We start from the raw sequence: 16226 nt of genomic DNA, 5'->3' as shown, positions 1-16226 counted from the left end.
CTTAACCATTGTCGGAAATTATATGGAACGGAATATTGTGCATTGTGATCTCGATACATTCTTCGTATCGGTTGAACGGCTACAGAATAGTAAGCTTTTAAAACAGCCGGTCCTCATTGGTAGCACGGGTGATCGAGGTGTGGTAGCTTCATGCTCTTATGAAGCTCGAAAATATGGCGTACATAGCGCAATGCCCATGAAACTAGCGTTAAGAATATGTCCTGAAGCCATCGTGGTACGAGGCGATTACGATCAATACAGCAAATACTCCAACATAGTCACAGAGATTATATCAGAAGAAACGCCAAGCTTTGAGAAGGCCAGCATTGATGAACATTATTTGGACATCTCCGGTATGGACAGATTTTTCGGTTGCTGGAAATGGACACAAGAGCTAAGAAACCGCATCATGAGAGAAACGGGGCTTCCGATAAGCTTTGGACTGTCTACCACCAAGACAGTATCGAAGATCGCAACTGGTGAAGCAAAGCCCTGTGGAGCGCTACACGTAAATAGCGGAACCGAAAAAGACTTTTTGGCACCCTTATCCATTCGCAAAATACCAATGGTAGGTCAAAAGTCCTACACATTATTGAGGAATATGGGTATCTCCAGAATTATAACCCTACAACGTATGGAAGTTTCTACCATGCAAAAAGTATTGGGTGAAAATGGGATAAGCATTTGGAAAAAAGCCAATGGTGTTGATGAGAGTCCTGTTTTACCCTACCGTGAACAGAAAAGTATGAGCAAAGAAACCACCTTTCAAAATGACACAATTGATATGGATATCTTGAAAAAGACGCTCATTGGCATAGTTGACATGCTTGCATTTGAACTGAGAAAGGATCAAAAACTTACAAGTAATGTAACTCTTAAAATAAGGTATAGTAATTTCGATACGCATACGCAACAGATAAAAATAGCTTATACCAATTCTGATCAAAAGCTAACGGAAGTTGTTTTATCGCTTTTTAAGAAATTATATAGTAGAAGGATGCTTATCCGTCTTATCGGTGTCAAATTCTCAGGATTGATCTATGGTTCCTATCAAACCGATTTATTTAATGATTCTGTTGAAGATGTGAATCTCATGCAGGCCATGGACAAAATAAGGAAACGCTATGGGACGGAATTTTTGATGAAAGCCATCTGCGCACCTATTCCAGAGAAAGGAGGTCGGTATGCTGCTAAATCTTCATAGTTATTATAGCCTAAGGTACGGTACGCTAAGCCCTAAGGAACTTATATCAGGGATGATTGCTAATGGGTATGATACAGCCGTGTTAACAGATATAAACAATAGTTCCGGCTCATTAGAATTTATCAAAGAGGGGTTAGCTGCTGGGCTCAACCTTTTAACCGGGATGGAATTTCGTGAGGGTAGTCAACATAGGTTCATAACCATAGCAAAAAATAAAGAAGGCTTTAAAGAAATCAATGAGTTCCGTACAAAGCTCAATATGGAAAATCGTCAAGTTCAAGAACGGAGTCCTGAATTTGATAATGTCTTTGTCATCTACCCATTATCCTTGGTTGGAAAATTTGAGTTAAGGGAATATGAGTTTATTGGCATAAAACCGTCAGAGCGGACGAAAGTCATGTTAATGGAAAAGCGGACTGTCGAACGCTGCGTTATCTTAGCGCCGGTAAGTTTTAGAAAAGGAGATTATACCCTTCACCGGCAGCTCCGTGCTATTGACAACAATCTGCTTATCTCCCAACTTGATAGTGAGCAGGTCGCTCCAGATGACGAATGTTTTATATCCAAGGCCAAGCTAATGAGATTGTTCGCTGAGCTACCCTTGATCTTGGCCAATACCAACAGGTTATTGGGCCAATGCTCTTTTAATTTCGATTTTACAAGTGTAAAGAACAAAGCTACTTTTACAGGTAATCGCTACAATGACAAACAGCTTCTACTTAAATATTCAATGGACGGTTTTCAACGGAGATATTCAAAGAATGACAAGATAGCCATTGAACGTATAAAACGGGAACTGGACATTATCGAAAATCAACGTTTTTCATCTTACTTTCTGATTACCGATGATATTTGTAGATACGCCCGTTCCAGACAGTTTCATTATGTAGGTCGTGGATCTGGTGCGAATTCCTGTGTAGCATATTGTCTCGGAATAACAGACGTGGACCCTATTGCATTGAATTTGCCTTTTGAACGATTTTTGAATCCTAAACGGAAATCACCGCCAGATTTTGACATAGATTTCAGCTGGGCTGAACGAGACGAAATGTACGATTATATCTTCAATCGTTACCAAACAGGACATACTGCTCTCATGGGAGCTATGAGCACGTTTCGTTCCCGTAGTATCCTTCGGGAACTTGGAAAAGTATATGGTCTACCAAAAGCCGAAATAGACCGTCTAGTTCATGAACCTGAGCACCTCCTCAATAAAAATGAAGTGACAAATACGATATTGAGTGTTTACAACAAAATGGCGGATTTTCCTAACCAACGGACTATCCATGCCAGTGGCGTATTGATTTCGGAAGAACCTTTAACCAGTTATTCGGCGATGGATAACCCGCCGAAGGGACTTGCAACCATGCAGTTTGATATGTACCTAGCTGAGGATATTAATTTTGAGAAATTTGATATCCTGTCCCAACGTGGCATAGGACACATCAAAGACTGTAAATCCATTGTCCGTGAAAACTTAGGGGAGGTAATAGACACTGATAATCCCAAACGATTTTTTTCGGACCCCAGAATTGCGGATCAGCTCCGCTCGGGCGATACGATAGGTTGCTTCTATATAGAGAGTCCTGCAATGAGGCAACTTATCACAAAACTCAAATGCGATGATTATCTAACATTGGTCGCTGCATCAAGCATTATCCGACCAGGTGTTGCGTCCTCAGGTATGATGGCAGAATTTATCAAACGGCATCATAATCCCAGCACGGTTATCTATCCGCATCCTGTATTTAAAGAGCAGCTTGAAGAGACGTACGGAGTAATGGTGTATCAAGAAGATGTAATGAAAATTGCTAACGCCTTCGGTGGACTGGACATGGCGGATGCAGATGTCTTGCGCAGGATGATGTCAGGTAAGTATCGAAGTAAAGACCACCTGATCGAGATCGAAGACAAATACTTTAATAATTGTAGAGCAAAAGGATACGATGAAAAAATCAGTCGGGAGATCTGGCGGCAAATGGAAAGCTTTGCGGGATATTCTTTCAACAAAGCCCATTCGGCTTCTTTCGCTGTTGAATCTTATCAAAGCCTATTCCTAAAAACATATTTTCCGTTGGAATTCATGGTGTCCGTTTTGAACAATTATGGTGGCTTTTACAATCGGAAGGTTTATGTGAATGAAGCCCGTATTTCAGGCGCAAATATCTGCTTGCCTTGTATCAATAAATCCAACTATAACACAGCTATCTTTGGAAAAGATATATATCTGGGATTCGACTGCCTCCAAAACCTAGAAGGCAAGTTAGCCACAAAAATAGTCGAAGAACGGGAGCTTAATGGTGAATATCATAATTTGGAAAATTTTGCTAAAAGAACCGGCGCCGGATTGGAGCAATTGGTGATCTTGATCCGTGTTGGTGCTTTACGATTTACAGGTGATAGTAAAAAGCAACTTCTCTGGCAAGCGCATCTACAAATGAGTAAACATAAACCTGTGCCGGCAGGAAATTTATTATTCGAAACAGAATCCCGAAAACCGATCCTTCCACTATTGGAAGAAAATACATTGGAAGATTATTATGACGAAATCGAATTAATCGGTTTTTGTGTCACCGGCACCTTATTCGATCTTGTTAAAAGTGACTTTCGTGGGGATGTTCCCGCAACTGATCTTTGTCAATATGAAGGAAAAACACTCCGTATGGTTGGGGATTTTGTTTGTGAAAAATTCGTCAAAACTAAACGGGGTGAGCTTATGAAATTTGGAACTTTTTTAGATTCTCATGGAAAGTTCTTTGACACTGTTCACTTTCCCCAAACGTTGAACCAATATCCCTTACGAGGAGCGGGGATTTATCTAATCGAAGGAAAAGTGGTAGTCGAATATGGTTGTCCTTCAATTGAAGTGATCCGGTGCGCCAAAATGCCTTTGAAAGCTGATCCACGGAGTGAATAATTTAAAACAATTTAGGATACATTATGATGCGAAGATAGATATTGCGTTTTTGAGAAAATTAAGTAATCAAACAATTAATAACTGTAGCGTTTTCCTATTGCAGACCGTATTACTAATTAATCAAATACACTATAATTATGAAAAAAGCTTTACTATTCTTAGGGATGATTACATTCCTATTTTTTTCATGTGACAAAGAAGGGGGACCAATACCAAGTGACAATAAACTTGAGATCCAGAAAGATGGCGTGACCTATGTCGATGAAAGATCAATTATTCTTCCACCAGGAGCATATGATGGGCCCAGACTTATATATAATACTCCATCTACGATTAATCCAAATGGAATTAAAGAAAGCATCCGATTTACATCCTCGCCTTACAAAAAAGGAAATCGAAATAATAAAGAATTCACCTTTAATATATACTTTCCTGTCGAGGGCGGTGTTAGCTTAAACAAAAAATATGAAATTAAGCCAATTAATGGAAAAGAGATATTTAACATTGAGAGAGATGGAAGAATTTTAGATCATGAAAAAGATTTGGCATATATTCGATATACCGAAGATAACAAAACTTATCACTATGGTACTGGGTATATTTCATTTACACATTTTGATGATAGCGGTTTGAAAGAAAATATCAAAGGTTCTGGAACAATAGAATTTTCTATTCTAAATAAAGATGGGAGTAAATCAATTTTGAAAGGGACATTCAAGTTATAGAAAATAAAAAAACCACTATTGGATTTCCCCTAATAGTGGTTCATTATAAAACCTAATTATGAAAGATGATTTTTTTTGAGGTTGTTCTATTCAGCCAACTTGGCTAGTTTGACAGGAATAGGATGACCAAGTTGGTTTTTTGAAATCTCCATTCCATTCACAAGTATTTGTGAATAACCTTTAGAAGCACCAGAACTCTCAAATTTTAATTTGATTGATATTTCCGCATATCCTTTGACCACTAATATACTTTCTGCGTAACCATCACTTTGCGGAGTAAGATTTCCAAAAACTTTAAGTACTTTCTCCTTTAGGCTTTCTTCATCTACTATATCCATATGTTTAGGAAGGTCAAGATTCGAATTATTTTGAATTTCTCTTTTACCTTCTTCGTTTACATAATATAAATCCAGATCACCTATTCCCAAGGATGCTCCTTTTGACTCAAAGATATTATTCCCATCTTCGTCTGCCAAAGCTAAACGCACTTCGCTATAAACATTTACACTGTTAATTCCTTCTTCCTTCTTGCACGAAAATAATGTGAGAAGTATTATCAATAATCCTAGTTTTTGCATATCGTAATTATTTTTTAATTGAATATACCATTCCTCTTTTGTATTGGAAATTTAATCCATTTCCAGCATCAGCACTAGCAAATCCAAACCAGCCGTTATTAGATCCTCCCCATCCCCAATTCATATGAAAATAAAGGAAAGATGCGCCACCTGTCCAGGTACCATCAGGGTTTTGCTCACCACAGCTTGTACCTCCTCGGACTCCATCTACGACCCAAACATGTCCACCATCATAAGTATGAAAAATAAAACCACTTTTATCGCTATAACCGCTTAAGATAACAGGACGGTTCGCTTGAATTTCACTTTTTACAGTATTATAATTAAAATCAGCAGCAGTTGCTGTAACTGAATATCCAAAGGTATTCTCCAAAGCGTATGGAATATCATTCAGATTTGAGGCAGCACCAGTTCCATTACAGTCCGGTTTAGAATTCACTGAATTTGCAACATCACGCATCAATTTAGAAATTTCATTAGCACCCGTAGAAACATCCCAATAGCCGGACACAGCATTAGGCATAATACTATAATTATATGAAGATGGATATTGATGATATCTCATCACTTGGGCCATCGCTGTTGCTACACAACCGGTATATGCTTTAGCATTACAATAATAAGGGGTACATGCTAGATCAGGCATTAAATTATTATAACCACCACTCTGATTCCAAGTTGTTTGTAAAAGAGGACCAATTTCAAAACCAGTTGGTTCACATCCTCCTGCAGGAGGGAAAAATCCAGCAACTTTATCAGTAGATGCTCTTTTCACATTAACTGTTGGAACATCTCCTCCTAAAAGCTTGACATAATTTCCCTTTTTTAGAAGGTTTTCTCCATTCACATTTTCTCTTGTACCTGATTTTAGCTCCTCTATCTGAACTTTATTTTCATATAACCACGCTTCCGTTGAGGATGGTATGGTATCGGATGGAAAGTTCGTCTCATCGGAATATGCTAATACCGGGTTAGCCCGACGATCTGCGGCCAAAATGATAAATCCCACCTTCCCATAATTAAAAACACGCATTAAAGGAGTCCCGTCGTCCGATAAAATTTCCTTTTTTAAAGTTGCATTAGTATTTCCAATATTTAATTTAGTTGATGCTTTTTTATTTGCGTCTCCTAAAATAAAATAATGTAGTGAGTCTGCGACCTTAATATTTTCACTTAATGGGATATAATACTCATCCTTGTTTAAAGCATCTGGTTCAATACTTTGATTTTTACATGAAACCAGTAAAAGGCCACTTAAAAATAAAATAAATAGTTTCTTCATTTAGAATAATAAAAGTTAATATGGGCCAAAAGTATTTATATCAAAGAGTATCTAGAAAAAATCTCGACAAACTGTAGTTTGACCTAGATAAATTGTATTATATGCTAGATAACCGAGGGAATTGGACAAAATATTCTCGACATACTGCTTTCGACCAATACAGACTATGAATATTTCAAAGAAGTATAATTATAATAAACATTTAGATATAAATGAAAGTTGATAACTTTATATATGCTTTATAATCCGTTTATGCAATTGACCCAAAATTCCTTCCATGAACTGGTCGAAACAGGTTATAATTATTGTATTCTCCAACGTTTTGAGTGGCCCGATGTGAAAGAAAAATCAGGTTTTCTTTTAACTCCATACGACGATCAGATGCCAGCCAAATTACATGCCCAGCAACTTGATATAAATGAAGGTAAGCTTCTACAGCTTCCTGAGGATGCTGAAAAAATAGAAAAATTATTAAAAACTGGATCGGGTTATCGCATTTTTCTCAATCAAATCAAAGAAGAGAATTGGAATAAAAGGATGCTTAAAATGTATGATAAGAATATTATAAACTACCTCAGGACAAAAACAAAATTTCAGCGAAAAAATCCGATTGATATAACTTTCTCTTTGGAATATGGGAGGGTGATAGCGGTCATAACAGACGGTCAAACTACCAAGAGAGTCACAGCTTTGGAATTATTGAGATAGCAATATAAATCCCTTCAATTTAAATCTTATCGAAACCGACACTTAATCCATTATTGTTTGTTTATATTAGGATAATTTATAGAAGTACACCAAAATATAGAAATTATGTGCTGGGACATTAGCTTACATACAGATATAGAAATTGTTAAATCAGCATTCCCCGGTTTAAGGGATGAACGCATACAACTGGATTATAATTATGATTATATGGAGAATGTACAAGCCATCACATTCCCAGACTATCCAATTATATATAAGGAAAAAGATTCTGAACAGCTTGCTATCAAAGAAATGGAATGGGGTGTTCTGCCTACTTATATAACTGACCCTAAGTTGCAAACGGATAGACGTCGAAATATGATTAACGCGCGTAGCGAAAGGATACTTGAAGATAAGAAATCATATTGGTACAGATTACGTTCGCAGAGATGTCTAATTCCTGTTTCTGGAACATTCGAACATCGTGCAATAAATGGTTGGAAAAAGAAAGTCCCCTATTATATCGGACAGGAAGGTAGAGAAATATTCTATATCCCTGGGCTGTATCAGTTTCATGAATCCTTTGACCAAGAAGGCGTGGTCGAAAAAGTGGGTTCATTCGCCATGTTAACAAGGACTGCAAACGAACTAATGGCAAATATACATAATGATGGACCGAACAAACATAGGATGCCCCTATTTCTTCCACCTGATTTAGAGAAGAAATGGATATCCAATATCAATGAAGATGATATGGCCTCCATTTTTGCCTATGATATACCAAGTCTAGCTTTAGAGTCATATCCCGTTTATACCCTAAGAGGATATCCAAACCGCCCAGATGGCAAGCATCGTTACGAACCATTTGATGGTTGGGAAGGATTACCTCCGCTGGGCAATGATAATGTACAGCAATCTTTATTTTAACAAGCTTTTTGGATTCAAACATTATATTAAGCCAATAAAAAACCACCGATAGACTCATTTAACTGTGGTTTTTATCTGCATCAACTATCCTGTTATAATTAGGAAAATACAACAGAATAAGTTGCCCTAATTAATCTTTCGGGATGAAAATATGCAGGCACTATTTCAACTTGATTTTTAACTCGCTTCTATTTTTTATATTTCCTATTAACCGATCAGTATTAAAATAAAATGAAAATCTTTCCTGTCTTGTTTTACTATTGGCCTTTAGTTCCATTCTTTTCTTTTCCATTCCTAGAATCCAAGCAATCGCCGGGTCATCTTCTATTCCAAAGTCAATATCTGTATCGTCATTCAAAGAGATATCAGCTTTGATACCTTTGAAATAGTTGTTTTCCCTATTGGCATTTTTGAGTTCATACATTCCTAAATACAGGTCAAATTGATCCACTGGAATTCCAAATGATCCAACTGGCTTACCGTAAGTATATACAGCAGAAAGGTTGTCCTCTGATACGCCTATAACCTGAACATCCATATACGGTTTTAGAATATTGATCAGTAGCTCACTTGCAGATGCAGTTCTGTTGCTCACTATAAAGTAAACTTTTTTTAAATCCGTCAACCCTTCATCTTTATGAAAATACGTTGTATTGGCTTCCACGCTATAATCAATATCATAAAGACTTATCTCTTTACCATTAATGATAACAGGCCGATTATATTCGTCATACAATTTGTAATTTTCCAATACTTTTGAAGTCCCATCCTGCATTTGCCTGTTATAATGTTCAGTATACATTATCTTGCCATTTGAAGCATTTGGTGCAACCAGATTCGCAATAAAATCAGCTGTAACCTGATATCCCCCTTGGTTGTACCGAAGATCAATGATGAGCTCATTAATTTTTTCCTGTGCAAAAGAAAGAAAAATTGGAGTGAGATATTTCTGCGCATTTTGAATTGGGGTGAAACTATTTAATGCAAAATAACCTATTTTCCTTTCTCCATTTCTCAATATATTTTGCTTTACCACCGGATTTATCTCATATGAAGCTGCATTTAAACGTACTTCCCGCTTTTTAACACCATCCTCTGTCACTTCAAGCTTAATGAACGACATGGAAAGTGATTTTTTCCATTGTTCTAGAAACGAAACTTCTGTTAATACACGTTCCCCATTTATGGATAAAATTTGTGTCCCACGCTTGAGACCTGCTTTACCTGCAGGTGAATTGGGATCAACATACAATAAACGGAAGATATTATTTTTAACCACCACGGAAAGGCCAAACGTATTACTTATATTATAAGCATTCTGAGGTTCTTTATCTTGGAATTCCCTAAACACAATACCAGAATATTTAGGTCTATTCAGATCTAATGGATTCTGCTCAAAGAGCTTGCCTGTCTCTCCATCTTTCGCAAATTGTGTAATTTCAAATATTTCATTCTCATAACACCTAAACTCACTCAACCCCTCATTATAAAACCGCGATGGATTGAAACGATCAACCGAAGGTAGTTGATCGTTCCATAGGTATACCCCTTTTGCGAGAAGAAAAATAGAGTCCAGATTTTCACTTACTCTTTTTTGCTCAAATGATATTTCAGCAATGTCATCCTTCTTTTTATTACAAGATTGAACCAAAAAGAAGGCAACAATAATTAGAATAATAAAATTTGTATGTTTCATTATACCTTCAAAATTCCGATTAAGGATACATCTCGTCAGATCTATTAGCCATATAATGATCCACTTTTTTAGGTAACACACGATAATTTTCACTTGGAACCATATCAAAATGACAGTAGTCTCTGGATGTTGTCGCATCTGATCCATAACGGACAAAATAGAATACTTTATAATTCTCTATCAACTGGTCGGATCCAGGATACTTCCATATTACATTGTCTGTTACCTTCCTAGTACTCCAATTTCCTACCCAATTATAGGTGCTTTTAGTACCATAATCCCGTTCATATTTATAATCAATAAAGATTGGAGCATCTTTATATTTTATCGTTGCAGCTGGATCTTGATAAAAACTCATGAAGATATCTGAATAAGTAAATTTTGGATTTGAGGATGAATTAGCCTCCCAATTGCTATTTTTATATTCAATTCGGACATAAGGTTTTTCAAAAGGCCCATAATTAATCTGGAAAGGCGCTTCAACCAATCCGTTTCCACTGTTCAAGTAAGCTAGTTGAAAGGCAATAGGTACTCCCGGACTTGCCTTGGAATACGTTGTATTAGCACTTAATACTTGAATAAAACCATTTAATCCCGCAACAGCTACAGCAGGTGAAGTATCTGTGCCGATCCCCGTATATTTAACTTTTATCGTTGCTGAATTTATGATATCTTTCTCTTCATTAGTTAATGCGGTACCGATACCAATCAGGTTTTTCAATATTCCGAGCTGCTTATAAACAGCATTGTACAGTTTAGTCGAACTATAGTTCGATTCTATTACCATAATACCCATACGGCCATAGGTAACACTTTTTACATAAACAGGAGTTTCTCCTCCAGTAATAGCTGGTATATCCAACCCAGTAGGATCAAATAATTCGTTATTATTTTTTGGCACATCCATATCAATAGTAAAATTGTGCTGGAAAAATTTTATTTTAATTGCCGATGCGGAAGCAATCAGATGGTTCTCTCCTTGCTGCGTTGTATTTGTGTTAATTAAAAATGCATCTAAACCTTTATTAAATCCATACATAGTTTTTAATTCCTCATATACCCGAAAAGTATCCATTTCGACTATCAAAGAAGCAGCCCCGACTTCACCGGGATTCGTATTCTCTAAATCTGTCAGCGCGGCATTATATAATGCTGCTTGAGAAATTGGACGAGGTAGACTTGTACGAGCAACCGCTGAACCAGAAACAGGCATCGAAGTAGATATGGTAATTGGGCGGATATTATTGGAAATACCTGTCAGCATCTGTGGTGAAAAAACACCTTTTATACTCTGACCCTTTAATATAGCACCTGGATAAATATTGAGCCCCATAGACTGGTCGGTAATAGTAAACATCTGTGATTTATATTTCTGATAAAAATAGAGCATATCAGGCTCACGAGGTGGAGAGTTGAGTGGAGGGTCGGTTGTTCCCGGTCCATCTTTATAGGCTCCTGCTTTAGGCTTAAATGGATTATCTTCGTCTGGTGGAGTAGTCAAGTCTGCTCTTTTCCCTCCAGATGATCTTTTGCCAGACAAATTATTTTCTGGATTAGACTTTGAGTTGACCGAAAAACCTTCGATCTTCGGTATTCTAAGTCGATCCAAAGCTTGTTTACCGTTTGCACCATTAAACTCGGAATCCAATTTCGAACAACTGACCACTAAGAATAGCATCAATAACAAAGGAAAATCCTTAATAATCCTTTGCAAAAAATAATTCATTCTACTTTTCATACTTTTAAGATTATATAGGCATAGGTCTCCATGGCATACAGGAAACATGATGCTTATTGGTTAAAAAAAGTGTTATTGATTAATTTAGATCTTTATTACAAAGCTTAAATTCTATTTATTTAGAGATTAACTACCGAGAGGCATTCCATTACCTATTGCCCATTTCCGGGTTCTCTTTTCTTTTAACTGCCCTTTTTCATCATAGATACTATAACTGGCACTTACCACATTATTCTGAATATTATAATCGGTAATTTTTACGGAGTAATCTGCCGGAATGTTATTTGTCTCTTTTAGATTGTCCTTCCAAATTAAGGGCTGTTTTCCCTCCCATTTGTCTTCAACGCTAGTGACTATCTGTACTCTTGCCACAACTCCTTCGGGTAGGAACAACATATATTCATAGTTGTTAATCGGGATTTTCCATAAACCCCCAGAAGGATAATAGGCATCGGTAGCATCTATATCCTTGGTATAGCGAACTGAAAAATCCCGCTCGTAACATACCAATTGAGTTCCCCGCTGTCCGAGTCCCATGTTCCCTCCACCTCTGTTAAGGTCTTTTTCGGTACCTTCTCTTACCAATAAGCTATTTTCATACCACTGAACTAATTGATTGTCCAGAACTTTATAAGTCCAGTCTAGGGCTTCTTCAACTTTATACTTTTTGGTATAAAATTTCTTACTATCAAGATCTATATTTGCCAGAAGCTGAATATGTTTTTCTTGTATATCTAGGTTATCGAGCACAATCCTTAATGAAAGTGTAGCTTGATTGACATTTATATATTTACTAGGCGCAACAAGATAGATAAAAAGCTTACTTGAACTTTCAGGAATCTCACTTGCTTCAATAGTCGGGCAAACTTCTGAAAAAATGGTCTTCCCATCTTTATTATCGACTCTGATCTCTAAAGTATTGTCCAACGTATTTACCACATAATATTGGTTCCCCGTACTATCTGTTTTAGCTTCGGTTCTCCATTTTTCATTTTTCTTCTCAGGAACATCTGGAGTATCTTTTTTACATGAAAATAAGAAGCATGCCATTAGTAAACATACACTTAAAATCCCTAAACTCTTTTGTCTAAATGTTGTATTCATCATCATAAAATATATTTAATGGTCAATTCTAAACGTCGTTTTAAATGGCGAGTTATCTTTTAGATATTTCGCGGTATAATAAATCGGCACTCCTGGATCACTCGCAGTAAATGTACCTACGTTCTGTGCGATAAAATCAGATACGCCATCAGGACTTGGATTGATCAGTAGTTGTATCACATTATTTCCGATAGTACTTCCCAATAGATAGATAGTTATACGACAACTGGCAAAAAGATTTGTTTCTTCCTGAGTATAGGATTCAGTGGTCTTTTTAAGGATCTTCTTCACCATCTTCTGAAAAGCACTTCTCATTTCGGAACTATTGTTGTTAGATTCAAGTACCAATAATCCAAACCTACCATAAGTTACGGAATTAATATATACCGGAGAAATACCATCAAAAGCATTGGCGGGAATAGAAGCCATATCAATCAGCTCATTAGCAGTAGGATCGGACATCGTATAGGTAAAATTCTCTACTGTATAACTGGCCATGAATTTAGTGGAATAGTAGGTTCCGCTTGAATATGAATCGAAATTTGTATTGGTCGAAGAAAATAGCTTATGCTGATTTACATTATAGCCAAAAGCATATTTCACTTCCTCATATTTTGAAAATGCGGCAAAATAGTCTGAATAATTGAGTATCGTATTACCTGAAAAATCGGGTGCCAAAAGTGCATTTCGTAAAAATATCCGGCTATTTGATAGACTCGGTACGGAGAGAGTCCCTATTGATAAACTGGAAGGAAATGATAACTGGACACTGATTGGTGCAGTTTGATAACCAGAAAAGGTCTCAAATTGATCCGATGCTATTGACGCCGCCTTTAAAAGTGAGCCGGGATAAATATAACTTAGATTCCCTGGTGTTACGACCATCTCATCAGATTCATAAAATGAGCTTGTTCCTGCCCCATTTGTCCAGACACTATCCCGAAGGTGTATCATTCCGGCAGTTTTCTTACGGTCAAATACTGTTTTGATGTCTTTATTTTTATTCCTAAGATCAACGATATCCAAGGGGGCTATACGAAGATTGCTAAAATATTCCGAGAGAAGTTTCCCATCGCCTTTTTCAGCAGGCGATGGGTTTTGAATTTCTTCCTTTTTACATCCTATAAATGAAAGGAGGAAAAAAATGGCTATGATTATTTTGACTCTCATACCAAATAAAATTTAATTGACCTAATTGGCAATATTAATCTTGAACTGATTCCTAAAGGTGGCAAAATCATCGAGATAATTTAAAGAGTAATATAGAATATCCCCTGGACTATCTTTTGTAAAGCCACCATTTGCCGCCAAAACCTCTGCAAAACCTGTTAGACCGGTTGTTATTGCCTTAACGATACTCTTTCCATCAGCTCCGATAATATACACCTTCATCCGCGAATTATTTATTATAGTTTTCTGCTCATTAGTTAGTCGCAAGTTCAATGCTGCCGAAAATGATGGACCTAGACTGTCAGTCGACGAAACATTTAACATTTCTGCGGATAATGTTAGCGCGACATTAAGTGTTTTTTTGACCGCGTTGTAAGAGGAGTCTGACTCCATGATAAAAATCCCCTTTCTTCCGTAAGTTACCGAACTGACAATTACAGGTCTGATTCCATTGAATATAGAGTAGTCAAAATTGCTCTTGAGAAAAGGCTCATAAATTGGAGGTTCGATAGCGATGGAAAAGTTCTCTTGCGTAAATTCAGCCCTTACAATTGTTGTAGCAGTTGAATTTTCAAGGGTATCCAGATAATTAACAGTTAAAATTTTAGCAAGATTCAAATTTGCGCCAAAAGATTTTTTTAGTTCCTCGGTCTTTCTAAACTGACTTTGTTCGTAAGTAAACGATTGGATCTGGTTTCCTGCTGCCGAACTCAAAGCTGCACGTAGATAACTAAGATCTTGTATTTTCGAAGGTATGACAGTCCTATAGATACTGTCAGTAGGGAAATTGGCGTACATGGTAATCGGGTTTCTATAAGTTACTGGAATGAAAACCGGATTCACATTATCTACATCAATTGCTGTCTCCCCTTTTAGAATAGCACCTAAATATAATTTTCTTCTTGTCTCTTCAAGAACAGCAGGAATATCGGTGGTTTCATAGAATGAAGTTTTTCCTGCATTGTTAGGCCAAATGCTGTCTCTGAGGAATGTAAGGGAATTTTGTTTGCCTTTTTTTGAAAAGCCTTGTATTCCTGCCGTATCAAAACTTGAAAGATTGATCTCTGTAGGTTTAAAAGTGTAAGTTTTCAGACCTTTAAGTCCAGAGTTAGGCTCAATGGTCCCTCCCGGAACGAGATCTTTGGAACAGGAAGTGATTAAAACCACAAATGTTGCTATTAAAGCAATACAATTTAGTTTCTTTTTCATAATCGGTATTATATAAAGTTTAAAATTGGACAATTCATACCCAAACTTTCCCCTTCTTCTTTTATAATATCACCGAATATATTTCCCCTAATGATATCCAGTGGGAATAAAAAGCAGTAATAAAAAATACTGTCATTTCGAATTATAAAAGGTCTTCTTTCCCTAATTATTGATAATTCTAAACCTTATTTAATTAATTACCAAATTAACTCGACGAACGAAGTTTCGACCAATACAAACATGCCAATTGACACGATGAAAAATAAAGGGATATATAGTTTTCATTTCGTACAATGAAAAAAAGAAGATGAAGTAAACGCTTAGAAGTATATATAAGGTATTTTTTAAAATAGGATAATTTGATATTTTTTACTTATTTAGAATTACTAGTTTATTATATGGAAGATACAATTGATTCAAAACTTTTCGACCCCTTCAAAGGACAGATTTTTAGGATTACTTATAAATCATTAGACTACCAAATAAAGTTGTTAAAAAGAGATATAAAAAAAGATGAATCAGAAATTGATATTTTATTGGATGGAATAGTCCAAAAAATAATCAAAAAAAATGGAAGTTGGTGTTTTGAAGATACAGATTTAGATAAAGATTTCGCTTATGAGATTTGGAGAGTGATTTCTTTAAGATATAGGTTATAGATTGGAGAATTTATCTTACTTATCAAAAGACACATTAGTTACCTGTTCTTTAGAAATAACTTCAATAAGTTTGTAGGTTTTGGGATTTCCATCTATTGGCGGAGATGTCAAAATAGTTATCTGAACTTTTAAGTTGTAACGGTTTCCTTCCTCGAAAACAAAACCACTAATCTCGTCTAAACCTAAATGATACTCTTCTTTATTACTGTCCCTCACCTTTAGCGCTGGTATATCCTTAGGTTGGTCTGGTTTCCTTGGAGGATGTGGTGCGACGTACTCAACATCAGGTTGGATCTCAAACTGAGTAATATAGGTTTGGTCAGAATTTTC

The 16226-nt window shown here is 36.4% G+C and carries 14 protein-coding genes; 6 read left to right on the top strand and 8 right to left on the bottom strand.

The genetic code is table 11. The features are described 5' to 3' along the window. Nucleotides 1-22: 22 nt before the first annotated feature. The 3 genes from dinB to B4N43_RS25200 all read left to right on the top strand — a co-directional run bounded on the left by dinB (nucleotide 23) and on the right by B4N43_RS25200 (nucleotide 4846). Nucleotides 23-1204, top strand: a complete 1182-nt coding sequence (dinB, locus tag B4N43_RS25210) for a DNA polymerase IV (protein WP_286736954.1) — start codon at nucleotides 23-25, stop codon at nucleotides 1202-1204. Further along, the gene (locus tag B4N43_RS25205; protein WP_286736951.1) at nucleotides 1185-4121 is read left to right on the top strand and encodes a DNA polymerase III subunit alpha; all 2937 of its coding nucleotides are present in this window, start codon (nucleotides 1185-1187) and stop codon (nucleotides 4119-4121) included. The genes dinB and B4N43_RS25205 overlap by 20 nt, the downstream gene beginning before the upstream one ends. Before the next feature lie 137 nt (nucleotides 4122-4258). Continuing rightward, on the top strand, nucleotides 4259-4846 hold the full coding sequence (locus B4N43_RS25200) for a hypothetical protein (protein WP_286736950.1): 588 nt from the start codon (nucleotides 4259-4261) through the stop codon (nucleotides 4844-4846). A gap of 86 nt (nucleotides 4847-4932) precedes the next feature. On the opposite strand, the gene B4N43_RS25195 is transcribed toward B4N43_RS25200, so the two are convergent. Both B4N43_RS25195 and B4N43_RS25190 read right to left on the bottom strand, forming a co-directional pair. Further along, nucleotides 4933-5424, bottom strand: coding sequence for a hypothetical protein (locus B4N43_RS25195; RefSeq protein WP_286736947.1), 492 nt, complete (start codon nucleotides 5422-5424; stop codon nucleotides 4933-4935). Nucleotides 5425-5431: 7 nt separating this feature from the next. Beyond that, on the bottom strand, nucleotides 5432-6706 hold the full coding sequence (locus tag B4N43_RS25190) for a C10 family peptidase (RefSeq protein ID WP_286736944.1): 1275 nt from the start codon (nucleotides 6704-6706) through the stop codon (nucleotides 5432-5434). Between the two features lie 252 nt (nucleotides 6707-6958). Between B4N43_RS25190 and B4N43_RS25185 the strand changes: the two genes are divergently transcribed. Next, on the top strand, nucleotides 6959-7414 hold the full coding sequence (locus B4N43_RS25185; protein WP_286736942.1) for a hypothetical protein: 456 nt from the start codon (nucleotides 6959-6961) through the stop codon (nucleotides 7412-7414). 105 nt (nucleotides 7415-7519) lie between these two features. Beyond that, complete coding sequence (locus B4N43_RS25180) at nucleotides 7520-8320, top strand: SOS response-associated peptidase (protein ID WP_286736941.1); 801 nt, start codon at nucleotides 7520-7522, stop codon at nucleotides 8318-8320. A 160-nt stretch (nucleotides 8321-8480) separates the two neighbouring features. On the opposite strand, the gene B4N43_RS25175 is transcribed toward B4N43_RS25180, so the two are convergent. The 5 genes from B4N43_RS25175 to B4N43_RS25155 all read right to left on the bottom strand — a co-directional run bounded on the left by B4N43_RS25175 (nucleotide 8481) and on the right by B4N43_RS25155 (nucleotide 15237). After that, nucleotides 8481-10016 (bottom strand): S41 family peptidase, encoded by a 1536-nt coding sequence (locus B4N43_RS25175; protein ID WP_286736938.1) that lies wholly within the window; start codon nucleotides 10014-10016, stop codon nucleotides 8481-8483. 19 nt (nucleotides 10017-10035) lie between these two features. Continuing rightward, nucleotides 10036-11754: a thiol-activated cytolysin family protein gene (locus tag B4N43_RS25170; protein WP_286736935.1), complete on the bottom strand. Its 1719-nt coding sequence runs from the start codon at nucleotides 11752-11754 to the stop codon at nucleotides 10036-10038. A gap of 126 nt (nucleotides 11755-11880) precedes the next feature. Next, nucleotides 11881-12864, bottom strand: coding sequence for a hypothetical protein (locus tag B4N43_RS25165; RefSeq protein WP_286736933.1), 984 nt, complete (start codon nucleotides 12862-12864; stop codon nucleotides 11881-11883). Nucleotides 12865-12873: 9 nt separating this feature from the next. Then, complete coding sequence (locus tag B4N43_RS25160; RefSeq protein ID WP_286736932.1) at nucleotides 12874-14028, bottom strand: thiol-activated cytolysin family protein; 1155 nt, start codon at nucleotides 14026-14028, stop codon at nucleotides 12874-12876. A 21-nt stretch (nucleotides 14029-14049) separates the two neighbouring features. After that, nucleotides 14050-15237, bottom strand: a complete 1188-nt coding sequence (locus B4N43_RS25155; RefSeq protein ID WP_286736930.1) for a thiol-activated cytolysin family protein — start codon at nucleotides 15235-15237, stop codon at nucleotides 14050-14052. A 398-nt stretch (nucleotides 15238-15635) separates the two neighbouring features. On the opposite strand from B4N43_RS25155, the gene B4N43_RS25150 reads away from it, so the two are divergent. Next, nucleotides 15636-15896, top strand: a complete 261-nt coding sequence (locus B4N43_RS25150) for a hypothetical protein (RefSeq protein WP_286736929.1) — start codon at nucleotides 15636-15638, stop codon at nucleotides 15894-15896. A 15-nt stretch (nucleotides 15897-15911) separates the two neighbouring features. Here the strand turns inward: B4N43_RS25150 and B4N43_RS25145 are convergent, their stop codons facing one another. Further along, on the bottom strand, nucleotides 15912-16127 hold the full coding sequence (locus B4N43_RS25145) for a DUF4377 domain-containing protein (RefSeq protein ID WP_286737019.1): 216 nt from the start codon (nucleotides 16125-16127) through the stop codon (nucleotides 15912-15914). Nucleotides 16128-16226: the final 99 nt, after the last annotated feature.

Origin of the sequence: Sphingobacterium sp. UBA1897, assembly GCF_002337775.1 — a bacterium.
In the GTDB taxonomy this organism is placed as follows: Bacteria; Bacteroidota; Bacteroidia; order Sphingobacteriales; family Sphingobacteriaceae; genus Sphingobacterium; species Sphingobacterium siyangense.
This window is presented reverse-complemented; position numbering and strand designations above follow the sequence as displayed.